The sequence below is a fragment of the Chryseobacterium limigenitum genome, from assembly GCF_900114875.1.
GTDB lineage: Bacteria > Bacteroidota > Bacteroidia > Flavobacteriales > Weeksellaceae > Chryseobacterium > Chryseobacterium limigenitum.
This window is the reverse complement of record NZ_FPKW01000006.1, coordinates 20,923-47,080: the sequence shown is the minus strand read 5'-3', so window position 1 is coordinate 47,080 and position 26,158 is coordinate 20,923. Positions and strand designations below refer to the sequence as shown.

General features: G+C 35.3%; 19 protein-coding genes and 1 tRNA gene. 10 read left to right on the top strand and 10 right to left on the bottom strand.

Going from position 1 to position 26,158, the window contains the following annotated elements:
* Window positions 1-87: 87 nt before the first annotated feature.
* Window positions 88-4,881, bottom strand: coding sequence for a translocation/assembly module TamB domain-containing protein (locus tag BT156_RS09470; protein ID WP_072409507.1), 4,794 nt, complete (start codon window positions 4,879-4,881; stop codon window positions 88-90).
* A 4-nt stretch (window positions 4,882-4,885) separates the two neighbouring features.
* Between BT156_RS09470 and tsaD the strand changes: the two genes are divergently transcribed.
* The 5 genes from tsaD to BT156_RS09445 all read left to right on the top strand — a co-directional run bounded on the left by tsaD (window position 4,886) and on the right by BT156_RS09445 (window position 9,677).
* A complete protein-coding gene (gene tsaD / locus BT156_RS09465; protein WP_072409505.1) occupies window positions 4,886-5,902 on the top strand; it encodes a tRNA (adenosine(37)-N6)-threonylcarbamoyltransferase complex transferase subunit TsaD in 1,017 nt (338 codons plus the stop codon).
* Window positions 5,899-6,309 carry a hypothetical protein gene (locus BT156_RS09460; protein WP_072409503.1) on the top strand — a complete coding sequence of 137 codons (411 nt, stop codon included), beginning with the start codon at window positions 5,899-5,901 and terminating at the stop codon, window positions 6,307-6,309. The genes tsaD and BT156_RS09460 overlap by 4 nt, the downstream gene beginning before the upstream one ends.
* A gap of 44 nt (window positions 6,310-6,353) precedes the next feature.
* The gene (locus BT156_RS09455; RefSeq protein ID WP_072409501.1) at window positions 6,354-7,043 is read left to right on the top strand and encodes an RsmE family RNA methyltransferase; all 690 of its coding nucleotides are present in this window, start codon (window positions 6,354-6,356) and stop codon (window positions 7,041-7,043) included.
* Between the two features lie 67 nt (window positions 7,044-7,110).
* Window positions 7,111-9,156, top strand: coding sequence for an IgGFc-binding protein (locus BT156_RS09450; RefSeq protein WP_072409499.1), 2,046 nt, complete (start codon window positions 7,111-7,113; stop codon window positions 9,154-9,156).
* A gap of 2 nt (window positions 9,157-9,158) precedes the next feature.
* Window positions 9,159-9,677, top strand: a complete 519-nt coding sequence (locus BT156_RS09445; RefSeq protein WP_072409497.1) for a hypothetical protein — start codon at window positions 9,159-9,161, stop codon at window positions 9,675-9,677.
* A gap of 45 nt (window positions 9,678-9,722) precedes the next feature.
* Here BT156_RS09445 and BT156_RS09440 read toward each other — a convergent pair whose 3' ends face one another.
* Entirely contained in the window at window positions 9,723-10,364 is a 642-nt protein-coding gene (locus tag BT156_RS09440; protein WP_072409495.1) for an XAC2610-related protein, read from the bottom strand.
* Complete coding sequence (locus BT156_RS09435) at window positions 10,361-11,032, bottom strand: TrmH family RNA methyltransferase (RefSeq protein ID WP_072409493.1); 672 nt, start codon at window positions 11,030-11,032, stop codon at window positions 10,361-10,363. Before BT156_RS09435 ends, BT156_RS09440 begins: the two co-directional genes overlap by 4 nt.
* An 80-nt stretch (window positions 11,033-11,112) precedes the next feature.
* Between BT156_RS09435 and BT156_RS09430 the strand changes: the two genes are divergently transcribed.
* The 3 genes from BT156_RS09430 to BT156_RS09420 all read left to right on the top strand — a co-directional run bounded on the left by BT156_RS09430 (window position 11,113) and on the right by BT156_RS09420 (window position 13,301).
* Window positions 11,113-12,129: an asparaginase gene (locus tag BT156_RS09430; protein ID WP_072409491.1), complete on the top strand. Its 1,017-nt coding sequence runs from the start codon at window positions 11,113-11,115 to the stop codon at window positions 12,127-12,129.
* Window positions 12,130-12,183: 54 nt separating this feature from the next.
* Window positions 12,184-12,273: transfer RNA gene (locus BT156_RS09425), tRNA-Ser, on the top strand.
* A gap of 146 nt (window positions 12,274-12,419) precedes the next feature.
* Window positions 12,420-13,301: a DUF2490 domain-containing protein gene (locus BT156_RS09420; protein ID WP_083582327.1), complete on the top strand. Its 882-nt coding sequence runs from the start codon at window positions 12,420-12,422 to the stop codon at window positions 13,299-13,301.
* 127 nt (window positions 13,302-13,428) lie between these two features.
* Here BT156_RS09420 and BT156_RS09415 read toward each other — a convergent pair whose 3' ends face one another.
* The 7 genes from BT156_RS09415 to BT156_RS09385 all read right to left on the bottom strand — a co-directional run bounded on the left by BT156_RS09415 (window position 13,429) and on the right by BT156_RS09385 (window position 24,479).
* The gene (locus BT156_RS09415) at window positions 13,429-14,121 is read right to left on the bottom strand and encodes a hypothetical protein (protein ID WP_072409489.1); all 693 of its coding nucleotides are present in this window, start codon (window positions 14,119-14,121) and stop codon (window positions 13,429-13,431) included.
* A 140-nt stretch (window positions 14,122-14,261) separates the two neighbouring features.
* Entirely contained in the window at window positions 14,262-15,794 is a 1,533-nt protein-coding gene (locus BT156_RS09410; protein WP_072409487.1) for a M20/M25/M40 family metallo-hydrolase, read from the bottom strand.
* Between the two features lie 74 nt (window positions 15,795-15,868).
* On the bottom strand, window positions 15,869-17,581 hold the full coding sequence (locus BT156_RS09405; protein ID WP_170857290.1) for a helix-turn-helix domain-containing protein: 1,713 nt from the start codon (window positions 17,579-17,581) through the stop codon (window positions 15,869-15,871).
* Window positions 17,582-18,214: 633 nt separating this feature from the next.
* Window positions 18,215-19,657 carry a TolC family protein gene (locus BT156_RS09400; protein ID WP_072409757.1) on the bottom strand — a complete coding sequence of 481 codons (1,443 nt, stop codon included), beginning with the start codon at window positions 19,655-19,657 and terminating at the stop codon, window positions 18,215-18,217.
* Window positions 19,644-22,835, bottom strand: a complete 3,192-nt coding sequence (locus BT156_RS09395) for an efflux RND transporter permease subunit (RefSeq protein WP_072409483.1) — start codon at window positions 22,833-22,835, stop codon at window positions 19,644-19,646. The genes BT156_RS09400 and BT156_RS09395 overlap by 14 nt, the downstream gene beginning before the upstream one ends.
* Window positions 22,836-22,855: 20 nt before the next feature.
* The gene (locus tag BT156_RS09390) at window positions 22,856-23,938 is read right to left on the bottom strand and encodes an efflux RND transporter periplasmic adaptor subunit (RefSeq protein WP_072409481.1); all 1,083 of its coding nucleotides are present in this window, start codon (window positions 23,936-23,938) and stop codon (window positions 22,856-22,858) included.
* 148 nt (window positions 23,939-24,086) lie between these two features.
* Complete coding sequence (locus BT156_RS09385) at window positions 24,087-24,479, bottom strand: hypothetical protein (RefSeq protein WP_072409479.1); 393 nt, start codon at window positions 24,477-24,479, stop codon at window positions 24,087-24,089.
* 491 nt (window positions 24,480-24,970) lie between these two features.
* Here BT156_RS09385 and BT156_RS09380 point away from each other — a divergent pair, with 491 nt between their 5' ends.
* Window positions 24,971-25,366, top strand: coding sequence for a hypothetical protein (locus tag BT156_RS09380; protein WP_072409477.1), 396 nt, complete (start codon window positions 24,971-24,973; stop codon window positions 25,364-25,366).
* A gap of 27 nt (window positions 25,367-25,393) precedes the next feature.
* The gene (locus BT156_RS09375; protein ID WP_072409475.1) at window positions 25,394-25,840 is read left to right on the top strand and encodes an META domain-containing protein; all 447 of its coding nucleotides are present in this window, start codon (window positions 25,394-25,396) and stop codon (window positions 25,838-25,840) included.
* The last annotated feature ends 318 nt before the right edge of the window (window positions 25,841-26,158 follow it).

Here is a 26,158-nt window from a genome sequence, read left to right as displayed (position 1 = left end):
ATTTAGGAAAAATAATTTAACCCTGAAAATTATATCAAACATTAACAATAATTAACATGTATGATAAAAATCATTAAAATATTCTGATTATTTACCCCCTGTTTTTACAGAATCTGTTTTTATTTCAGTTTTTGGCTCGGTCTGTTTTTTATCTTTTTTCTTCTTTTTGAACAAAGAATTGAAGCTGCGACTCCATACAACACCCCCTCCATAGGCTTGATTAGCAGAACCGTTAGTTCCTGCCCCAACACCCATTCCGATATTACTCGGCTTAGAATATCCTCTCAAAATCAAGCTTCCGTCGTTCTTTTTAGATACATCATACTCAATAGATCCTTCACCTGAAAGATAATTTGCTTCCGTACTTTCGGTTTTTGTTAAAGGAATTCCAAGACCTGTTTTTACTTTAATTCTAGGCGAAAGCGCAAAGCTGACCCCGGCATTTGCCCTGTCTCCTGTATTAGAATTCTGGTCTCCTTTTACATAATTAAGGTCGATCTGGAACTCATTACTCATCGTATTAAGAACCGAGCCTAGTTGCTTTAAAAGCAAATTATATCCGGAAGATGTTGCAACACCGGCAACATCTATATCTACCCCGCCGGTATTTGAAACGTTAAAACTATTTAACAATAGAATTGAACCAAACTGTAAAACCTTCTCTCCATCCTGGCTCATTTTTGAAGCGAGCGTTTCTTTTATCTGGCTGGAAACATCAAGTGCTGAAACATTCAGATCTATCTTAGGATCAATAAGAGATTGCGTGATATTAGCCTGAAGCAAAATACTGATCGGCTGAAGGCCACCCATATTTAAATATTCTCCCGCATTGGAAACCATTCTTATATAATTGGCTTTAATATCTAAAGCAGGCTTCATCGCATCACCATCCCAACGGATACTGCTTCCGTTTGCAATCTGGAAGGTTTTGTTAAGAATCGCTTTAGAAACGAAAGTTCCGTTATCTACCTTATATGTTCCACTCATTGCAATATTTCCCTGTCGGCTCATTTGGAACCTCAAATTATCTGCAATCCCTTTTACCGTAATATTTCCTACATCATCGCCGATCAATACGTTTACCGTTGTGCCTTTATCAACATCAAGATCGAAATCGATATTCATATTGGCTCCCGATTTTTTCTTTTCTTCCAAAGTGATCAATCCGTCTTTTCCCTCTTTCAGGAACCTTAACATTTTAAATTCTTCAACATTTGATGTAGAACTGGAGTTGAAGGTGAATGTACTTCCATTCAGTGCCTTCATATTTGGTGTTGAAATACTTAACCCCGAAACCGGTCCGTCAACATAGAGATCACCCTGCCCGTAAATTCTTCCCCAAAACAGGTCATAATCTTTTTGCGTCGTGTTCAGCATTAATAAATTATCAGCTCTCATTACGAGGTTGACCCCCATCGAAGAAAGCGTTTCAAACTGAATTGCTCCTGAAATCGTGCCTTGTGAGTTTGATCTTCCGTCATGAACACTTATATTGTTAAGTACCGCCAATCCTTTAGATAAGGGAATTACCGTATCATCAAATGAATAATCTACCCCTGTGAATAAAAGTTTTAATCCAAAACCTTTCATCGCAATATCCCCACTATAATCAAGGTTATTGAGTTTTCCATTAATTTTAAGATCTCCGGTTGCTTTCCCTCTTAGATTCCCAAAAACTGACTGCACGAACTGTTGCGCAAAAGACACATCAAATTCACGCATTTGCGCCGTTAAATCAATGGTTGGTGAAGAGGTATTATTATTAACCGTACCTGTTAAATCTAAATTATTCCCGCCAAGTACTCCCGCCGAAGTTACTTTCACATCTACATCATACACATTCAATGAAAAACCATTTGTCGCAGAAATGGTAAGATCTCCCATATCATTTCCGTTCATCATGATATCGTCTACTGTAAGGTCTACCAAAGGCTGAAGCGTACTTTTATCCATTTTGATTTTCACACTTCCGTTCGCAAGACCTTTGATATTCATTGAATTACCGCCGGATTGCATTTCCAGTAATTTTTCAATAGCAAAATCTTCAATATCGGCATCTACATAAAAATCTTTAGCAGATTTAAACTGAGCTTCCTTAATAAACAGTGAACTTTTATCTGAATAAATCTTTAAATTTCTAATATCAAAATCCGAGGTCGCCTTACGATATGTGATAGAATGATCGAGTTCCGGACTCGTATCTATCGCCCAGATAACTTCATTAAACTTAACTTCTGTAGGCTCAAATTTAAATACAAAATCTCCGGCGGCATTGGTAGACTGATTGACATTAATAGCATACTCTCTCAATTTATCATCAAGCTCATCTTCCGGACTTCCATGCTTGAATTTTGTTGCTAAATGAAGAATGCTGTTATTTTCATTTCTACCGCTTAACGTGACATCTTTTAATATGTTTTTGTTGTATTTTACCCTGTTTATTTTAGCATAAATCTGCTCGTCAAGATTAGCTGTATTAATTCTTACCATAACACTGTCAACCATTGCACTGTCTCTGGTAATATTATCTCTGTCATTGATTTTATAGGCAGGATTTGCTTCGGCTAAAGCTTTATCGGCTTCCGTTATCTCAACCTTTTTGGTCATGATATATTTCAGTGAAGCTGCATCAAGATTTAAGATTAAATTATTTGAATTTCCATCGTATTGCCCATCAACTACAGCACCTTGAGGAAGTTTTAGATCAGGCATAAAATAGCTCACCAAACCTTGCTGAACATTAAAATTCATGGCAAAATTCTGTCCTCTGTATAATTTTCTTGGCGGAGGGCCCACTAATATTCTTCCGATTCCGTTTTCCACCATCCCTACAAGGTCGGCTAGATTATATTTCCCTGAAATCTTTCCGTTCACAGCTCCCGGTGCATCAACATCGATCACTCGACCGCCTGCTTCCAAGAAGGTTTTTATTTTAGCATTCGGAATAACATATTTTTGAGTCGCTGTCGCAAAATTAATATTACTGGCTTCAACATCCAGATTCAGATCATTAATGGAGGTCATTGCCATTTTACCGACAACTTTTCCGCTTACGATCTGGCTTCCGGGTTTATCTGTGAAATAATTCATGTTTAAATGATCCACATCTGCGTCTACATTCATAGAAATCTTTGGAGTACTGAAATCTATTAACCCTTTTATGGTTGCTTTCGCCTGTTCATCATTAATTGTGATAAGTCCGTTATATTTTTTGTGATCCAATAAACCATCAAGATAAAGATTGTTAATTTCTTTATTCATGATCTCGATCTTAGTGATCTGCGATTTTGTAGTCAAACGCATCGTATTAACATCGAAACTCTGGCCGTTGATATCAAATTTCCCTGAAATTAATCCAACCGATTTATTTTTAGTAATGACAGAAGTATTTAAATCATTCACCTCAACATATCCTGAATATTTTGGAACAGGCGTACTGTATCCCGTAAGAGAAAACTTGGTGATTTTTGCCTGCCCTATTCCGGTCATTAGATTTCCGGTCGGCACATAAACCTGCTCCGGAGTAACTCTTGCGGCTCCGTTATATTTTAATTTCCCGAAATCATCAGCAAAATTCTTCATTTTTTTAGAAATAAATGAAGGCATCATTGCTTTCAGGTCTTTGTATGTAAAATCTGTTGAAAGATTATTGGTTTCAATTAAAAAATTACCTTTCAGCAAATTATTAACCTTCATGGTCTGAGTGGCAATATTTACATCAGGATTTCTGATCAGGAAATTTTCAAGGTGAAATTTATTCAACGGCCCAGTCATTTTCCCGGAAACATTGAAAGGTTTGAAATTATCCCAATTCGTTACAAAATAGCTGATATCATAACCGCTCAACTGGCTTCCCTGTTTAAGATTCATGTCCCAACGTACTTTGTCGGCAAAATCTGCCCACGAACCCTTGTGAAGATTAAACTTAATATCTCCCTGTAAAAGCGTGTGATCGGTATTTAATGTTAAATCTTTAAGAAAAAGAAAATCCTGCGACATCGAAAGTTCCGTAGAAAAAGTATCTACAAAATGAGATTTCCCCCATCTTGTTGTGACGAAGGACATATTGTTGATCAGCGCTGAAATATTGGTTCCGTTTACTTTAACATTCGGAGCCTTTAGATTGAATTTTGTTGCCGTCAGCCATTTTCCTGGTTCGCCTGGCGAGTTTTGATTAATAATAGAAACTTTAGAATCAATAATTTGCAATCTGGAATTCAGCTGAAAAGGAGGTTTGCTCGGGTCTCTTTTTTTACCGCTGTCGAACAATTGTGTGAAACGGATAAAATTTGAAATACTGTCACCTTTATAAGTAATTACCTGAACATCGGCATCTTTCAGTGTTAAAGAATTAAAGCTTAAAGAATTGTGTTTGCCAATATTTGTAGCCAAAGAAAACCAATCTGAATTGGCGGTAAATTCCTTTACTTTAATAAATTCAAAACCTTTGTAATCTTTAATTTTTAAGCCTTTGATCTTTACATTTCCAAAAAAATTCACTTCTACACTTTCTGTAGACATATCAGCTTTAAAATCCTGATTCACGATCTGTAAAGCCTGATCTGCAGCCCATTGTTTGGTTGCAGGAAGATTAATAATGATAATGATTGCTGTTATCAGACCTAACACCAGCCAAAAAAGAATCAGCAACAATTTTGCCCACCAAGAATAGCTTGTAACATCTTTTACAGCCTGTTTACCAAATTCTTCAGCAGTTTGAACGGGATGATGAATAGCATCTGAAGCAAGTTCAGACGCTTCTTTAACTGCTTCCTTTACCACATCTTCTACCCCCTCAACAGTCTTGTGTACCTGATCACCTAAGTTTCCAGCTACTGATTTTTTGTTCTCATTCTCGTTATTATTCTCTAACTTTGCCATTATTATGAGCGACTCTATAATTTTAGGTATTGAATCGTCTTGCGACGACACATCAGCAGCTATCATCAAGGGAAATTCTATTCTGTCAAATATCGCTGCGAATCAGGAAATCCACAAAGAATATGGTGGTGTTGTCCCTGAATTAGCTTCACGCGCGCATCAGCAAAATATAATACCCGTAGTTGAAAAATCTCTAACTAAAGCAAATATACAACAAAATGCTATTTCTGCTATAGGATTTACTCGCGGACCCGGACTTTTGGGTTCTCTTCTTGTAGGAACTTCATTTGCTAAGTCTTTAGCAATGAGTTTGGACGTTCCTTTGATCGAAGTAAACCATCTCCAGGCACACATTTTAGCACATTTCATCGAGGATGCAAATCCTATGCCGCCAAAGTTTCCGTTTTTATGTCTTACGGTAAGCGGCGGCCATACGATGATTGTTTTGGTAAAGGATTATTTTGATATGGAAATTATCGGAAAAACCATTGATGATGCAGCAGGAGAAGCATTTGACAAGATCGGAAAGATCTTTGATTTAGATTATCCGGCAGGTCCCATCATCGACAGACTTGCTAAAGAAGGAAATCCCGAAGCTTTTAAATTTAATAAACCAAAATTAGAGAATTACGATTATTCTTTCAGCGGAATCAAAACTTCTGTATTATATTTCATCCAAAAGGAAATTAAAAAGAACCCTGATTTTATTAATGATAATTTAAATGATCTTTGTGCTTCCGTTCAGAAAACAATTATTGAAATTTTGATGGCTAAACTTGAAAAAGCGGCTAAAGAATTAGATATAAAAGAAGTCGCCATTGCTGGTGGAGTTTCTGCCAATTCTGCGTTGAGGAAAGCAATGCAGGACAATAACGAAAAATTAGGCTGGAGTATTTATATTCCAAAATTTGAATATACGACCGATAATGCGGCAATGATCGCGATGGTTGCTCAATTGAAATTTGAGCGAGGTGAATTTACGGATCTGAGAACTTCCGCAACCGCAAAATACGATTTATGAAAATATTGTTAGAAGAAAAAATACTTGGTACACAATCTAAAAAGAACTCAAAATATTACTGGGTTTTAGAAACCATTGTAGGAAAAAATGAAGTGACAGAAACATCTGAAGACGAAGATTATTTAATGATAAGCTCAGAAATTGGATATGTTCAAAATATAAAGGAAGAGATCGTGGAGAAAATCAATTCAGAAAATGTATTTAGTTTTACTTACGAACCCAAAGAAGGGGATTATTTATCCATCAAAAATAATTTAAGAAAAAACGAATATCTGAACTTAATTTTTATGAATAATAAGTGGATTGAAGAAATCTACTCATGTTCATACAGAGATTGTGAAGGTGACATTTATACCACTATAAAAACCGGTGTGGCATTTTTAAGCGATAATGAAATTACCTTTTAATAATTACTTATCAATAAAATTAAGGCAGATTTTAAAATTAATATATGAAACTTTTTTTTGGCGAAATCAATAACGGAAAAGCAATAATTAATGACGAAGAACAACAGCACATCGTAAAAGTTCTTCGTATGAGAGATGGTGAAGAAATTCATTTAACAGACGGAAAAGGCAATGTTGCTTCCGGCAAGTTAATAATCGAAGGCAAAAAAGCCAATATTGAAGTTGCTGAAATTAAAACCAACACTCCTGATTTTACTCCGAAACTTCATATTGCGATTGCACCAACGAAAAATATTGACCGAATTGAGTTTTTTGTAGAAAAAGCTGTAGAAATGGGGATTTCCGAGATTACCATTTTACAGACTGAAAAAACAGAACGTAAAAATATCAATATTGACAAACTGAGAAAACAAGCAATTGCAGCTTCAAAGCAAAGTTTGAGATTCCACTTTCCTGTAATTAATGATTTAATTAAACTTCCTGATTTTCTGAAAAATAGTAACCCAGAAACTACTTTTGTAGCACACTGTAATGAAAATTTAGAAAGGATTGGATTGAAGGAAATCCCACATTTAGAAAACATTACGTTTTTAATTGGCCCTGAAGGAGATTTTTCTGATAGAGAAATTTCTTATTTATCGCATAGCAAAATAAAGGCCGTATCACTTGGTAACCAAAGACTTAGAACTGAAACCGCTGGAATATTCGTTGCAGCGTGGAATTACTTAACTTAAAATTAATCACCAATAATTGAATATTTTAGCATAATTTTAATATTTTTACGCTTAAAATTAATATATCGTGAAGCGTATTTGTTTATTATTAGCATTTTTTGCATATCAATTATTTTTTTCTCAACTCGATAATACCCATTATTTACAACCGATTATTTTTGGAGCGTATGATACAACTACCATAACGGAAGAGTATATTTATCTTTCGACTCCGTCTACAGCGAATATCACGGTTAATGTAAGAATGGCAGATGGAACAACTATTCCAAGACTGTCTGTTTATAATATTAATGCAGCAACAACCGCTAACAATGCTACAGGTACTGTAACATTTAATAATACTACTCCCCTAAGATTAGCGGTTATCAATGCGTCAAATGTAGTTTTACCACCGGGATCATCGCCCATGACGGTAGCAACCACCAGAGCCGGGACGATAATCCCTGCCAATATAGGAGGATTAGTATTTACTTCAACTGATGATTTTTTTGTAAATTATAGAGGATTATCAGGTTCACAGGCAGGCTCAGTTCTTGCCAAAGGAAAAGTAGCCTTGGGAAAAAACTTTTTCTGGGGCGGAACACCCAACGAATTTACAACTAATGTTCCCGAAGTTGGTAACATGGTCTCAATGATGGCTACCGAAAACAATACAGTTATTACCATATCTAATATTGATTCCGGAACACAATTTATTAATGGAGCTAATGCTACTCCACTTACCGGAACTACCATTACAAGAACATTACAAAAAGGGCAGTCTTTTGTACTCTATGCCAAAGTAAAACTTAATGCACTAAGCTTACAAGACCGAGGCTGGCTAGGAGCTAAAATCTCTGCAGATAAAAATATTGCTGTTACCGTAGGAGGATTAATGCAACAAGGAAGCATTGAAACCGGAACACTTTCAGACAATCGTGACTTTGGTGTAGATCAGTTGGTTCCCGTTGAGCAGTTAGGAAACGAATATGTAGTGATGCAGGGAAATGGAGGCACTTATGAAAGAGTGATTGTTGTTGCTACGGAAGCCAATACAACAATTACCATGAATGCCAACGTAAATCCAAGTTATACATTAGCCAATATGGGTGATTATCAAATTGTTCCGGCTAGTTTTTTCACCAACAAAAATATGTACCTGAAAACAAATAAAGCAGTCTATGTTTTTCATAAAATATTCGGAAGTTCTGCACTTAATACGAATAGCTTTATGTTTATCCCACCGCTTTCATGTTTCGGACAGACATCAGTGAACATGATTCCTGATGCCAAGCAGATTGGAACCACCTCATATGACAACACAGAACTTGCGGTACTTGCAGCAAGCGGAACTGCAAACATCCCCGTTGTAACAGTAGGCGGAACAGCTCTTGCAGCAACTGTAGCCGCAGGAACAGCCGTACCCGGAAATGCCAACTGGAGAAGTTACAGATACAATATCGCCACTGCAGCCGGAGGAACAGCTACTATTAAAAACGTAAGAGTAAGCTCTGCAGGAACCATTCAGGCCGAATTAGTCGGAGCCAGTGGTGCCGCAGGATTCGGAGGATATTATTCAGGATTCGGGACAGCTCCTATCGTTACCATTGCGGTAGCCAACAGTCCCAGCACAAGGCCTTGTACAGGTACTACAGGAAGTTCATCACTATCTTTATCCGTAACGCCTGGTTTAGGTACTTATCAATGGTATAAAAACGGTGCTCCTATTTCCGGAGGAACCAACAGTAATTATTCTATTCCAATAACAGATAATTCCGCAGCAGAATATAACGTTATTGTGACTCCGCCCGGAGGATGCCTTATTTATTCCAATGTCGTAAAATCATTTGCATGCCCTTGTTACAAACCGGGCGCAACAGGAACTCCTGAAATTACCAAAATAGGTGTTTCAACAAGAGCTTCAAAAAGTACAGCAAACTGGCCTGCAGATATGAACAATGCATTTTTAGCACTTGAATCTAATGATAAAGGACTTGTAATCACAAGAATTCCTGATCCGGAAGAATCAATTGCAACACCCGTAAACGGAATGATTGTATTCGACACAGATGACTTATGTCTAAAAATATATGACGGAACTCAATGGAGCTGTATTAACCAAACATGTAATTAATTATGAATTTAAATGTAAAACTTTTCATTATATCTCTTTTCATTTCTGTTTTTACAAACGCTCAAATAGGTATTGAAAAAGAATCTATAGATGGTAGTGGTTTAGTAGACTTTCCCGAAGGTACTACAAGAGGAATTATACTGCCTCAGGTAACAAATAATCTCAACATGACAGACACTTCGGCAGGAACTTTTGTTTTTGATGGAGCCTCTTCAAAAGTAAAATATTATAACGGAGCCGATTGGATCGAGCTTACAGGTCAGACAGGTGCTTCAAAAACATTACTTGTCGGAACTGAACAAGACAGATCAGCAGGAGTTATCATTGGAGCGCCGGACTCAACGGCTAAAGGTGTATTAGTTTTAGAATCAAACGATAAAGCCTTAATCTTACCTAAAATTATTGATCCCGCCACCAATGTAAAATCACCTTCAGCAGGAATGATGTGTTATGATCCTGTAGCGAAACTGGTTTGTTTTTACAATGGAACAAATTGGGCTTTTTGGGGAAATATAGAATAAGCACCTAATACATTTAATAAATTAGAACATATGGAAAATTAATATTTATCTGGATATTAGTTTTCCATTTTTTCTATACATTTCGGTCACTTCTCCTTCCTCATCAATCCTCATACTTTGTAAAATAAGATTTCCACCCTTCCATTCATACGTTTTGGAATAAAAATTTGACGGACCTATATAATAGTCTGAAATAATTGCTTTATTCTTGGCATCAATGCCGGGATTGATGATACTGTCGAAAGGTTTATAATAAATATATTTTTTATTCTTCTTATTATAAAGCCAAAAACTTGAACTTGAAAAGTAATTTCCTACTTGATTAACAACTTCAAGATCATTGTATCCATCAAAATTTGCATCTTTATCGATGCTAAAATAGGCTTCATTCTCATTAAGAACAGAAACAGTATCAAATATAATTTTCTGATGGAGTTCTCTTTTATAAAATATATTGATTGATTTAAAATCAATTGTTTCATTGGATTTTTTTATTCCTTCAAGTGTATAGAAATAACCATTTCCAGTCAAAGATTTGGAAAATGGAACAGTTGCAGTATCTTCTTTTTCAGGAGCTATAATTTGTGATCTCAAACTATCTGAATCGGCATTGATAATAACTTTTTTTTCAGTTTTTTTATTACAGTTAATGAATGCCAAAAATGTAAGAAATACTATTTTCTTCATATTTCAATATTATTATCTCTCAAATACTTCTGAAAAATCTGTTGTCCGCTTTGCATTGAATTTACTGCCCAACGAATCTTCATTTTCAATAATTTTTCATCGCTTAATTTATAATCGAGGTTAGAATTAATCAGTTTTTGTTTTAATTCATACATACAAATTCCCGCCGCCACCGATACATTAAAACTTCTCGTAAAGCCATACATAGGAATCGCCAGCGTTTCATCTGCAAAATCAATTACTTCTTCTGAAACTCCTGCCATTTCAGTTCCGAAAACCAAGGCAATCGGTTCTGTAATTTGGTAGTCAGGAAGCATCACTGCATTTTTTTCTAACGATACGGCTAGAATTTTATATCCTCTGTCTTTAATTTTTTGTAAAGAATCAATGTTTTTCGGCATTTTTTCGACTTCAACCCATGTTTCGGCACCTTTTGTTACGGTAAGATTCGGATCAAATACATTTTCTTCTTCCATTGCAACAACTTTATGAAAACCACAGGCTTCCACCGATCTTATAATCGCCGCCGCATTTCTGAACTGATACACATCATCCATCACAGGAAGCACAAAATCAGAACTTTCCGGAGAAAAATGATTGATCTTTCTTAATCTTTCGTCCGTTAAAAATTGTTTTAAATACTCAAAAGTTTTCGCTAAATCTTCCATTCATTTTCAAATCTTTGCAAATTAACGTAATTTTGAGGAACGAACCTGAAACAGGCGCGAAATTCTAATAAAAGTACTACATGAAACGAAAAGTCCTGCTCATTTATACCGGAGGAACCATCGGTATGGAGAAAGATTACGAAACCGGAAGCCTTCGTGCATTTGATTTTGGAAATATCTTCGAAAAAATGCCCGAAATGAAATTAATGGAATGCGAAGTGTTTGTTCACCCTTTCGCAAAACCGCTCGATTCTTCGGATATGGGACCTCAGGAATGGAAAATCATAGCCAATTACATTTTTAAAAGTTATGATGATTACGACGGATTTTTGATTCTTCACGGAACGGATACCATGTCCTACTCCGCTTCTGCATTGAGTTTTATGTTAAAAGGATTGAAAAAACCCGTGATCTTTACAGGCTCTCAACTTCCCATTGGAGATCTGAGAACAGATGCTAAAGAAAATCTTCTTACGAGTTTGTATTATGCAAGTTTGTACGAAAATGATGAAGCTGTGATTCAGGAAGTTGCCATTTATTTTGAATATAAATTATTAAGGGGAAACAGAACGTTGAAATATTCTGCCGAGTATTTTGATGCGTATTCCAGTCCGAATTATCCTATTTTGGGACAATCCGGAGTTCATTTAAATATCATTAAAGATAATCTATACCGTTGCGGGGCCGGTGTAAAATTTCACGTTGATGAACACATTTCAGAAGATATTTTATTCTGGAGAATTTTCCCAGGGATGCATTTAAGTCATTTCAAGGAAATACCAAAAATGAAGGTTTTAATTCTTCAGGTTTTTGGTTCAGGAACGATTTTCAGCAGTGAAAAAACGCAGGAAACATTGCAGGAAATCAGGAATAATGGAACTGAAATCGTAGTTGTAAGTCAGTGTATTTCAGGCGGAATCTCTTTTGGGAAATATGAAAACAGTAATATTTTCTCAAGAATCGGAGCCATCAGCGGAAACGATATTACAGCCGAAAGTGCGATCACGAAAGCAATGCATTTAATTGACAACCCGAATTACACTGGTAGTTTTGCAGATAATTTCGCAAAAAGCTTATGCGGAGAAATCACCGAGTAATTGAATTAATAATTTGCCAGTTCAATAAAATAACCTATTTTTGCAATCTCAAATAGAGAGGTGTCCGAGTGGTTGAAGGAGCTACCCTGGAAAGGTAGTATACGGGTAACTGTATCGAGGGTTCGAATCCCTTCCTCTCTGCCAATGCGCATTTACAGCCTGCTGATTTTTCAGCAGGTTTTTTTTATTCCTAAAACCTTCCTAAATCTCTTATTTAATTTGTCCTGTTTTTAAACAGTATTGAAAACATTTTCATCATTATTTAACAAATAAAGAATCTAAATTTCGCTATGACAAATTATAATTTTTATGTTTCATTTATCAATCAGTTTGGTCAACAATTTAAAATACTGTTCAATAGGTTTTTTAAGATATTTAGGGTAGAAAAAATATTTTTAGTATTATTCTTACTTAGCTTTATAGGAAGTTCTTTAAAAGCACAGATCAGCCCGCCGGGTTTAGGGGAAGCCAAGACTGCTTTTTGGTCAGCATTTGGTGTAAGACGACAATTGGATTCCTTAGGCAAAAAGCAATCTTTGAGCTATGTCGCCTTGGGAAGGAAAAGTAATCCGGATAATTCTAATTTATTTTCAAAACAGGCGATTTTTGTTATTAATCATGAAGTGTATCATTCCTTTGCTAAAAATCAACAGTACAGCTATGCCGTGAGTTACCGTCGCCAGCCTGAGTATGAGAGTTCGGCACCCTATGAAAAAAAAGGTCTGGAGCAGGAATTCAGATTGTACGGAAGATATTCTTATACTTTTAATCTAGGAAAAAGATTTAAACTTAAAAATACCCTTCGTCAGGAATTCAGGAAGTTCTTTGATCCCAATTTTCATGCTGTGGAAGAGAACTTTCAGCTAAGGACACGTATTAAAAGCCAGCTTACCTATAATTTGTCATCAAAAAATAATCAAAAATTGGCTTTAAGTGCAGAAGGACTATTTTCCATCAGTTATCTTAATGAGCCGAAATCTCAGTGGACTAAATTCGGATACAGAGAAATGCGTCTTGGCATTTATTATATGTTTGCAATCCCTAATTCACCCTTTACGATGGATATTGGCTACGCAGATGATTTGATCAGAAACAGCCACAGTATTACAAAAGGCGGCGTTCATTATCTGGCTGCTGACCTGATCTGGAACCTGCCTTATAAAAAGAAATAGTTTATAAGTTTTAATTATCGCTGAAAATAAAAAATCCCAATCGATTTGATTGGGATTTCTGTTTGAAAAATCTACTAACTTTCTTCAAACTACAATTTAGCTATATATGAATGTTTTGGTGTGAAAATTAATTGCAGATCGTCAAAAACTGATGGCTCATCTGCACTCTGAACTTGGCTTCTGACCTTGCTTTGTTATAAATACTATGTTCAAAAGCCTTAATTGACTTTAGTTTTAGATCAATAAAATCAGCAATCTGAACAATGGAAAACATAAAATCTCTGTACACAGCGATATTAACAGTTTGTCCGTAACATGGTAAATACGCTTTCAGGAAGGGAATTGTTGATTGATGTTGATTATAATTTACACAATACCCTGCTCCGTCTTTAGAAGTAATGATCTCATGATCATTGATATAATTCAGCACATTTTCTGTTTTCGGAGAAATATTATTCGTTGAAAAATACTTGTTGATCTTATCTAAAATATATTGGGCATATTCCATCATTGTAATCGTTTTCCACTCGAATACATGGTTCATTCCGTTTTTTATTTGCTTTCCGTTTTCACAGCTTGTACAGAATGAAAGTCCTATTTTTTCATAGTACGGAAAAAAGCAGTCTTTGATCTGAATAGAAGCATCCGATTGTAATCTATCGTTCGCAAAATTATAGTACAGATAAGGGCTGTACAATTCTGCAAGACTTTTCAGATAGTCTATTTCGCTTGCATTGCGGGATTCTTCAAACCACTTTTCAAGGTTATCGTAATAACGGTTTTCGAATTCATTAAAACTTAAATAAAACGGCATTTCCATAGCTCTGTATTTTGATATGACAAAGCTATAGCGGTAATGCGACAAAACTTGACGTGTTATTTTTTAGTTGAAATATTTTATTATTCTTATTGTTGAATATCTTTAAAAGCTTACTACTTAAAGCCTAACGAATACCGCCATTACTTATCATAATTCTTCATTATAAATTCAAAATAATGGATCATTTTAAGATAGTTTTCGATGCTGATATACTCGTTGGTGCTGTGAATTGACTGCTGTTCAGAATTATTTATTTTAATCGGCATGAATCTGTAAATATTTTTACTTACAATCTGATATTTATAGGCATCTGTACCACCAACCGTAAGATAAGGCGTAGCGATCGCAGTTGGATAGATTTCTTTAATTCCGGCTTCTATCAATTTAAAGGCTTTGGTATTTGTCGGTGAAACAGCAGAAGCTTCACGTGTATTATCAATTTCTTCTACTTCAACGTCAAACCCTTTTGTTGCTTTTGCAATATGATCTTTTATATCTTTAACCGTATTTCCGGGAAGCAGTCTGAAATTAACAACAAATTCCACTTCTGGGGAAAGAACATTGGTTCCATCGCTGCCTTTCATCATCGTTAAAGCCGTTGTTGTGCGTACCAAAGCATTGGTTGTATTGCTTTTAGTTAATTGTGACAAAAGCAATGGCTGCAACAACCATTGATTGGAAATTGCCAATCTATTGGCAAAAGGCATCGAACCTCCGATATTATCGAAAAACTCTTTAATTAAAGGTGTAATAATAGGCTTCATCTGATCGTCCTCTAACCTCTGCATAATCACAGCAGCTTTTCCGATGGCGCTTTCTGTGGGAGGCATGGAAGAATGACCGCCCAAACCTTTTACCTTGATTTTGGCTGATAAAAATCCTTTTTCTGCGCATCCTATTACGGCAACATCAGAGTCAATCCCTTTTACACTACCCTTTTCTAAAATCAATCCGCCTTCATCATATACAGCATCAAATTTCAGTCCTTGCTTTTTGAAATGATTAGCAATTTGTGCAGCACCTTTTTGTCCGCCAACCTCTTCATCAAAGCCGAACGCCAAATAAATATCGCGTTTTGGAATATGACCGCTTTTAATTGTATTGGACATAGATTCCATCAAAGAGAAAAGCATTCCTTTCATGTCAATTGTACCTCTTCCGTAAATTCTTCCGTTGGCAACGGCTCCTGAAAAGGGTGCAAAATCCCAATCTTCTGCTACTTTTGTAACGCGCGGTAAAACTTTATCATCCGGTCTGAAAATATTTTCTTCCTTATTTTTAATATCTGCATCTCCAGGAGGAACAACATCCATGTGGGAAAGAAATAAAATAGGCTCGAGATTCGGCTGACTACCTTTTAGTTTAAAAACTAATCCGTACTTATTAACTTCATAGTTTTCTGTATTTTTATAAATTTCCGGATAGGATTTTTTTAGATATTCTTTAAATGTATCAAATGTTGAATAATCAAAATCACCCAATTCTCCTGTAGAAATTGTCGCGATCTTTATTCCGTTTGAAAATCTTTGAACAGCAGAATCATTTTTTACAATTTTCCATTCTTTTGTAGTTGTCGAACTATTTTTTTTGAAAGGATAGGTGAAAGTTTTAATGAATAGAATTATAATTAAAACAATAATAACTCCCAGAATGATTAAAAGGATTTTTTTCATGGTGATTGGTTTTTGTGATAATCAGTTAATAATAAATATAAGGAATAAAAAATTAAAACAAAAAAATCCAATCCTTATAAATTATTTTTACTATCCAGCTCCTGCTTTCTATTTTTAATAAAATCGGTCGGGCGAATTCCATTCAGTTCAAAGAAGAGATCAGAGAAATTTTGTCTTGAGGCAATACCACATTCTTTTGCGAGGGTTTCGATGCTGTATTTAAGATATTCTTTGTTTTCGAATAATAAATTGGTGATATAATTGATTCTTAGTTCACTCAAATATTTATTGAAATTCATTCCTTTACAGTCATTGATAACCTGAGAAAGATAATTAGAATTTGTATTCAATTGAGTAGCTAATTTACTCAGCGTAAGTCCTTTTTGGGTAAATTCTTTTTTATCCTCAAATAATTTTAATTTTTGAAGCAATTCTTCAACCTTGCTTTCATTTAGGCTTGATTTTCTTTCTTCAACAGGGAAAGCCAGTTTTTTAGCAACATCTTCAGTTTGATGGACTGAGAATTTTTCTTCCAATAAAACATATTTTTTCTTTACTTCTTTCGCTTTCTTATGCCTTTTGGTGAATAAAGTAACCATTCCAATTGCCCAGATAATGAGAACAATAATAACAATCGTTCCTAAATAATTAATTTTCTGAAGCTTCTCTTTTTCATCCAACAACGTTTTTGTGTCATAATCTTTATGGATTTTTGGTGATAAGTACGTAAAATCCTTAGACATAATGCTGTCTGCCTTCAAAAGTTGGGTTGTGTAATATAATTGTTGCGTTTGGTTTTTCTCTTTTTTACTATGATCAATTAAGATCTCATAATTCTCTCTTAATTCCGGAAGAATAAACTGATTTTTTTTAAAAATAGAATCTACTTTTTTAAAGTAGATCATAGATTCTTTAGTATTTTTTAAACTATAATAAGTTTTTCCAATGTAAAAATAATCAACCGAAAGTCTGGCAAAATCCCTGCTTTTTTTAATTGAAGAAAGTGATTGATTTAAATTTGATAATGCCGACTGAAATTGATTATTCTGATATTCTGAAATACCTTTGGATAAAAGAAAATATCCTTTTTCCTGAGCATAGTCAGGATTATTTCCTACCTCGGAAAGTCCGGTTTGTATGGCTGAATCGGCTTCTTTATATTGCTTTAAATGTCTGTAACAAATAATTAATTGATGAAGACAGTTCAAATACCCTTTTGTACTGTTATAAATAGCATTTGGCCCAAGATCGGATCTGGATCTTTCTCTGCTATAATACTCCAGACTATTTTTGAACAATTCTGAGGCATCCTGATAATATCCCAAATAGCTTTTCACCACGCCAATATGATACAGATTCTGATATTTCAGAAATTCATTTTTTGTATTTTTAGAATATTCATAAGCCTTAAGATATTCATTAAGTGCCTGCTGAAATTTTTTATAATGGTAATAATATATAACCCCTTTTTCAAGATAAGCTATACTTTTCAGGTCACCGTCTTTGGACTGATTTGCCGCCCAAATCATGCTATCTGAATATTTTAATTTAATCTTATTTTCAGTAGAATAAAATACACCATCCTTATACCCTTGAACTAATTCCTTATAGTTTTTTTCTTTTTTTGCTTTATAAATATAAGGTTTAAGAAACGGAAAAGCTCTTGAATCATTCTCTTCAAGATTCTCGAATTTTTGTCTCAGTTTTTGAAAATCACTATACCCTTCCTGAGACAGAAGAAGTTTAAAAAAAACGATAAAAAGTATGAAGAATATTTTTTTTGTCACCCCGATGAACATTCAGTGTTCTAATTTGCGATCAAAAGTACATAAAATTGACAAGTTTTTCTCATTGATTAATGAATTAGTCCCAACTTGCGAATTATTTCCATTTTACAAAATAACGATCTGCAAATCAAAACATTAAATACTACCAATTCATAAATTAGGACGTATAAATTTATAAATTAAGACAACAAGTATTTTTTTTAATCGTTTCAAGGTGATAATTTCGGCCTCAGATTTTAAATGGGAACAATTGGAAAGTACAGTAAGATTGTAAAAACAAAAAAAAATTAGAAGGGTAAAAACACACAAAAAACACCAAATATAAGTTTTGAAGAAAACAAATATAATTTCATGATTGTATGGTAAAATCACCTCCTTCCTTCTTGGGAAATTTCTTTTAAGGAAGGGTGGTTTTTTAAAACTAATCTTTGTTAAAAAAAACTAATAACCTTTTCATATAAAAACTAATATCCATTGAAATATTCAATTTAGTTGTGGTCATTTCCTGCAGGTAAATTTTGAAGGGTTCTTGGAAAAGAACCTTTCTTTATTAAAGTTTTCAGTTTAAAATCGAAAAGAGACTGTTCCGTATGGGCAGCCTCTTTTCTTTTTTAAAACATTAAGGATTTATAATCACTTCCAGCCTCCGCCTAAGCTCTTATAAATATCAACAACTGTACTCAGCTGTTTTTGTTTTGCTTCAATTAATTCCATTTTGGCATCTAAAGCGTCTCTTTGGTTCAGAAGAACTTCCAGATAATCCGCTCTTGAGTTTCGGAATAATTGATTCGCAATATCGATAGACTCATCCAAAGCCTTTGTTTCCTGAGACTTTAGCTGATAGTACTGATCTATGTTTTTCACTTTTGACATTAAATTGGCCACATCCAGATAAGCATTCAAAATCGTTTTGTCATATTCATACAACGCTTGGATCTGTCTTGCATCCGCCGTCTGAAAATTAGCCTTAATCGCACTTTTATTAATAAGCGGTCCCGCCAGTTCTCCTGCCAGACTTGAGGCAATTGATTCCGGCAACTTGACTAAATAAGACGGTTTAAAAGCTTCCAAACCTAATGTTGCAGAAATTTCCAACGAAGGATAAAACTCTTTTCTTGCCGCTTCTACGTCTAATTTTGAAGATTTTAATTCTAATTCGGCCTGTTTAATATCCGGACGGTTTGCCAATAATTGTGATGGAATTCCTGTATAAACAGTCGGAGCAATTGTTGACATAAAACTATCCTTCGCTCTTACAATTGGCTGAGGGTATCTTCCTAAAAGAGCATTAATCTGATTCTCTTTTTCAGTAATACTCTGACGGATCGTATATTCTGAAGCTTTTGATTTTGCTAATTCAGCTTCGAATTTCTTCACCGCCAATTCAGTTGCCGCTGCAGCTTCTTTCTGAATTTTAGAAATCTCCAACGCTTTTTGCTGAAGTTTGATATACTGCTGAATAATATCCAACTGATTATCAAGCGCCAATAAATCATAATAATTATCCGCAACTTCTTCAATTAAGTTTGAAAGAACAAAGTTTTTTCCTTCAACCGTGGAAAGATAATGTGCTACGGCAGACTCTTTTTCTGTTTTAAGTTTTTTCCAGATGTCAACTTCCCAATTGGCCATTAATCCACCTTCAAAATTACCAAGAGGATCGGGCATTTCTTTCCCTGGTTCAATCTCTGTTGTTGCGTCACCGGCTCCTTCACTGGTGTAACGTCCGGCTTTAGTAACTCCGGCGCCAATTCCTGCAGAAACAGTGGGTGTTAATCTTCCTTTTTTCGCTAAAACGCCACTTTTTGCAATCTCAATTTCCTGCAAAGTGATCATCAGCTCCTGATTATTTTTTAAAGCTGTTTCAATTAAACTAACCAGATTCGGATCCGTAAAAAACTGTCTCCAAGGGGTTGTTCCACTATTATTATTGGCATCCTGCTGCTCTTCCTGATTAAAATTCTGAGGTATATTTTCTTTCACCTCATCTTTAATAACGGTCGCCATCGGTGCTTTACAACTTGCTAAAACAAGCGATAAAGCAATGGCTGCTATATATTTATTATAAGTCTTCATGTTTTCCATCGTGTTTATAAGGTTCAGTTTGTTCGGTTAAAGGATTTTCTTCTTCATATTTCGACAATCTGGATTTTTCAGCGATTCGTCCGAAAATGTAATATAATCCCGGAATAATCATCAATCCGAAAATTGTTCCGATCAACATCCCTCCGGCAGCGGCTGTACCAATTGTTCGGTTTCCTACAGCTCCCGGTCCTGTTGCCATTACTAACGGAATCAAACCTGCAATAAAGGCAAATGAAGTCATCAAAATCGGACGGAAACGGATCGCAGCTCCTTCAATCGCTGCTTTCGCAACAGGAACGCCTTCTGCTTTCCTCTGGACGGCAAACTCTACGATCAATACGGCATTTTTACCTAAAAGTCCGATCAACATGACCATTGCCACCTGCGCATAAATATTGTTTTCTAATCCTAATAATTTCAAACATAAAAATACTCCGAAAATACCCGTCGGTAACGATAAAATAACCGGTAACGGAAGGATAAAACTTTCATATTGTGCAGAAAGAATTAAATAAACAAATCCTAAACACACCAAGAATATAAATACGGCTTCATTTCCACGGCTTACCTCATCTTTTGAAATACCGGCCCAGTCTATCCCAAAACCTCTCGGAAGCGTCTTATCGGCAACTTCCTGAATGGCTTTAATTGCCTGTCCGGAGCTGTAACCCGGCGCAGGAGTTCCACTTACCTCGGAAGAATTATACATATTATGTCTCGTAATCTCGGATAAACCATACACTTTTTCCAATTTCATGAAATCGGAATAAGGAACCATTTCTCCTTTATCATTTTTAACATAAAGCTTTAATAAATCGCTTGGTAAAGCTCGATACTGCGGTCCTGCCTGAACAATCACTTTATAAGGTCTGTCGAAACGGATAAAACTCGTCTCATAATTCGAACCAATTAAAGTAGATAAATTATCCATTGCATTTTCTATGCTTACTCCTTTTTGTTCGGCTAAGTCATTATCAATCTTCAACATATACTGAGGGAAACTCGCTGAATAAAACGTAAATGCAGAACCCAGTTCAGGGCGTTTCTGTAATTCTTTTACGAAATCATTACTTACGGTTTCCATCTTTTTATAATCTCCACTTCCTGCTTTATCCAGCAAACGAAGTTCAAAACCACCTGCAGCACCATAACCCGGAATAGAAGGCGGCTGGAAGAATTCTATATTGGCACCCGGAATTTCCTTGGCTTTTGCTTCGAGTTGTTCAATAATTTCGGCTGCGGATTCTTTACGATCACCCCAGTCTTTAAGGTTAATTAAACACGTTCCTGAGTTTGAGCCCGTACCTTCCGTCAAAATTTCATAACCTGCCAATGAAGAAACAGATTTTACTCCATCAATATCTTCTGAAACTTTCTGCAGTTTTAATGCAATCTCATTTGTTCTTTCCAAGGTTGATCCCGGAGGAGTCTGAATAATTGCATAAATCATCCCCTGATCCTCACTCGGAATAAACCCGACCGGAAGTGAATTACTTAAAAAGAAAGTACATACACAGAAAACCAATAATAAAGGAAGCGTTATGATTTTTTTCGTAACTGTTTTGTTAAGCATTTTCTCATATCTTCCTGCTCCTTTTGTAAATAAATTATTGAATTTATCCAAGAATATAGTTACCGGAGTTTTCTTTTTGGCTTTACCGTGATTATTTTTCAGGATTAAAGCACATAATGCTGGTGTCAAAGTTAATGCAACTACCCCCGAAAGGATAATTGAAGAAACCATCGTTATCGAAAACTGACGATAGAAAACCCCAACCGGACCAGACATAAATGCCACCGGAATAAATACGGCTGCCATTACCAACGTAATTGCGATAATTGCACCGCTGATCTCGTGCATGGCTTCTTCTGTTGCTTTCAATGGCGAGAGATTTTTCTCCTCCATTTTGGCGTGAACGGCCTCGATGACGACAATGGCATCATCCACAACGATACCAATCGCCATTACCAAGGCAAATAACGAGATCATATTCAGGGTAATCCCGAATGCGGACATGATTGCAAAGGTTCCGATCAAAGAAACCGGCACCGCCATCGTCGGAATCAACGTTGAACGCCAGTCTCCCAAGAATAAAAACACCACGATTGCCACCAAAATAAAGGCTTCAAATAAGGTATGAACTACCTTTTCAATAGAAGCATCCAGAAATCGGGAAACGTCATAACTAATGTCATAGTGCATTCCTTTTGGAAGGTTGTTTTTCTCAAGATCAGTCATCAAAGCTTTTACATTTGTAATAACGTCACTTGCATTGGAACCATAGGATTGCTTAATGGTAATAGCCGCAGACGGCTTTCCGTTCAAAGTAGAATAGATATCATACATTGAACTTCCGAACTCGATATCAGCTACATCTTTCAATCTTACAAATTCTCCACCGGATTTTGCTTTAAGAATGATATTTCCGTAATCTTTTTCGTTGCTGTAACGTCCAGGATATTTCAAAATATATTCAAAAGACTGAGATCGTTTTCCTGAACTTTCCCCCGTTTTTCCGGGAGATGCTTCTAAACTTTGCTCGTTTAAAGCTTCCATAACCTCATCTGCTGAGATATTGTAGGCAGTTAACCTGTCTGGTTTCAACCAAACACGCATTGCATATTCACGTGTTCCTAAAATATCTGCATCACCAACTCCTTTGATCCTTTTAAGCTCAGAAAGAATATTGATATCGGCATAATTGAAAAGAAACTTCTGATTAGCTTTCGGATCATCACTATACAAGTTGATATACATCAACATGTTAGGTTCTTCACGTGTAATTTTAACCCCTTCCCTTACTACGATCGGAGGTAATTTATTTACGGCAGAAGATACGTGATTCTGCACGTTTACGGCAGCAACATTCGGGTCGGTTCCCAAATCAAAAACCACCTGAATAGAAGCTTCACCATCATTTCCGGCATCGGAAGCCATGTACTTCATTCCGGGAACACCATTTAATGATCTTTCTAACGGAATTATTACGGATTTGATCAACAATTCGTTGTTGGCTCCGGGATATTCTGCGGTGATATTTACTTTTGGAGGTGAAATTGAAGGGAACTGCGTCACGGGAAGTTTCACCAATGACAGAATCCCTAAAAATACGATAATCAATGAGATTACGATAGACAGAACAGGTCTGCGAATGAATTTCTTAAACATATAATTTCATTTTTAGAGTCCTACTCTGCTTTTAATTTCAATGATTGAAGAACTTTTTTCGGATCCTGGAACTTTACCTGAACTTTTTGATCATCTTTTACTTTCTGAATTCCTTCAAGAAGAACTTTATCGCCTTCTGTAAGTCCGGAAGCCAGGACGTATAAATCAGGAAGCTCGTAAGCTACTTTAATATTTTTAGACCTTACCTTTCCGTCATTACCAACCACAAAAACATATTTCTGATCCTGAATTTCATAAGTTGCTTTTTGTGGAATAATTAAAACATTTTTAAGCGGTAGAGTCATTTGTACTTTCCCTGTTTCTCCATTTCTTAATAGTTTATTAGGATTCGGGAATTTAGCTCTGAATGCGATATTTCCTGTTTCGCGGTCAAACTCTCCTTCAATTGTCTGAACTTCTCCTTTTTGAGGGAAAATATCTCCGTTTGCCATCACCAAAGAAACAAGATTGCTTCCTCTTGATGCAACATTCGTCTGATAGGACAGATATTCAGGCTCGGAAACGTTGAAATACGTATAGATATCATTGTTATCCGATAGAGATGTTAATAGATCTCCTTCATCAATTAAACTTCCCAACTTCAAAGGAAGTCTGTTGATAATCCCTGAAAACGGAGCTCTAATGTCTGTGAACGACAAGTGGATCTGAGCCAATTTTGCTTCTGCGTTGGCTGCATCCAGCTTAGCTTTTGCCATTGCTTTTTCGTTTTTAGAAACAATGTTGTTGTTGGCTAATGTACTTGCGTTTTTCAATTCTATAGTAGCCTGTGCTACCTCGGCCTGCGCCTTTAATAATTCTGCCTGATACAGTTTAGGCATAATTCGGAACAATGTCTGACCCTGATGTACAAACTGACCTTCGTCTACAAAGATCTTCTCAAGAAAACCTTTTTCCTGTGCACGAACTTCAATGTTTTTTACAGACTGGATCTGCGCTACATATTCTTTGCTGATCACAGTGTCCATTTTCACAGGGTTTGTAACCGGATAGATTGTAACTTCTTCCTTTTCTTCTTTTTTGCCGTTGCAGCTTGCGAACAACAAAAGACTGCCAAGCGCGAAGCTTGAGACAACTCTTTTCATCATAATACTAGAGTTTATATAAATCGTTAATGTTTTAAATAGAAAAATTGCGGTAATGAGTATTTTAGCGATGTGAGCTCACCTACAGCACAACGCAGAACATCTTCTGCCTAGAATAAAAGCAGAAAACTAATCGAAAAATAAAATTTTAGATTCTGATGGAACGAATCAGAATGAATGTTTTAACTGAAGAAAATTCAGATAAACAGCCGTGAATTGCCGGCTTTAATTTTTTGAAACTTTTTAACCCAAAAATATAAACCAGTGTGAAAACACTTGCAAAAAACACAATAGACTGCACTGTATCCGACAGCTGGAAGTCGTCTTCCGCAAGTTCCAAGGAATAAGCATTACTCGCATCATCCGGAGCCTGTTGCATGGAAAGCTTTTCGTAAGTCTGGTTTAAACGGTTTGCTCTTTTAGGTAAATTATGAGAAGTATGAGTATTATAATCGTTTTTCAACGTTTTGACATTAATCTTGCTTTCCACTACGAATAGCAGAAAAAGACTGGTCAAAAAGTATACGATGTAGTTTCTCATTTTCAAGGCACAAATGTAATTCTTAGTTTGAATACATTTCTAAAAAAAATCATGATAAATACACATATTAACAATATTTAACTCTCCTTTAAATAAGCTGAAAACCCATTAACACTGTTTTTTTTAAAAAAACAAGGAGGTAAAATGATGCTGTAATTATTTAAAACTACCATTTCGGCAGATATTAATATCAATAAATTTCAAGCAATTAAATTATTTTATCCATACAAAATATTAATTATTATTAACATTTTCAATTACATCAATATTTTATTTAATTACACCTCAGAAATAAAACAAAAGGAAGTTCTTAAAAACTTCTTTTTTAGATATATACAGAAAATGAAATCAATAATTTATCTGCTTGCAAAATAGCTTAAAATAAAAATTATTAATTAATTTAAGTAAAATTAACATATTTATATTAAAAATATTTGTAAATTTATAACACTTTAACACTTAATTCATGAAAAACCCAATCACTCATTATTATGAAAAAATTATTACACATCTTAATTTTAGGCATCATCGCCTTTTCGGTAACAGCGTGTAGGCATTCTGCGAAAGAATCAGAAACCCTAACCAATACTCTACAACCCGTAAATACAGATGAAATCACCAAAGATGTTTTCACAGATACTTACGGAGATCAGATGGAAGTTGCGATCAACAATTCTAAAAACACAATAACCGTACATCTGGATGGCAAAACCTATGAATTGAAAAAAAGTGAAGACCTTCCCGAGTACACTGCGTCCAACGCAGAATATCAATATTCAAACATCAGAGGGAATATTACTTTCCTGAAAAAAAATGTTGATATGGTTTTGTTCCATCACAGTAATGAAAAGCAGAAACCTTCTTCCACTAAAATGGCAGCTTATTAAAAGTAATCACTCATTAAAATTAAAACTATGAAATTTTTATATCATCATTTAGCGAGTCTGTTTTTTGTAATGTTTTTGGCATCGTGCATGAGCAAGCCTTTGCCTCCTACCCCTCCATCAACATCAAATGATATTACAGGAAAAACCTGGAAACTCACAGAAATCAACGGCAAGCCCATCGCTCTTAAAAATCCTAAAAGCAATCCTTATTTTTCATTAAATATGAAGGAAATGAGATACGAAGGAAACGGCGGATGCAACGGCGTTGGCGGAACTTTCGAAATCAAGCCTGACATAATGCGCATCAAATTCAATCAAGGTATGTCTACCATGATGGCCTGTGATGATCTGGAAACCGAACAATTATTCACAAAAGCTTTATTGGCAGCCGATAACTATTCTGTAAACGGTAATACATTAAGCCTTAATAAAGCAAGAATGGCTCCATTAGCTAAATTTGTATTACAGGAATAAATTCATTTTTATAAAACACATCAATATAAATGAGTCACTCTACATTTCGTAAAGTGACTCTAATTTTTTCCGCATTCACCGTCTTCATTTATTTTTTTTCATCTAATAAGAATTCTTGTGTTTTTCTACATTTTCCGTCTTCATTATAATTAACATTTTCCGCATTTACCGTCTTCATTATTTTTTTTCATCTAAATAAAATGTAACTGAGGGGAGTTACTTTTTTGAGGATAAAAGATAACAGAAGGGAATTTCATCAATCTGCTATCTTTATACACAAACACAATAAAATTATTTTTTCATCTAAGTGTTTTTCTT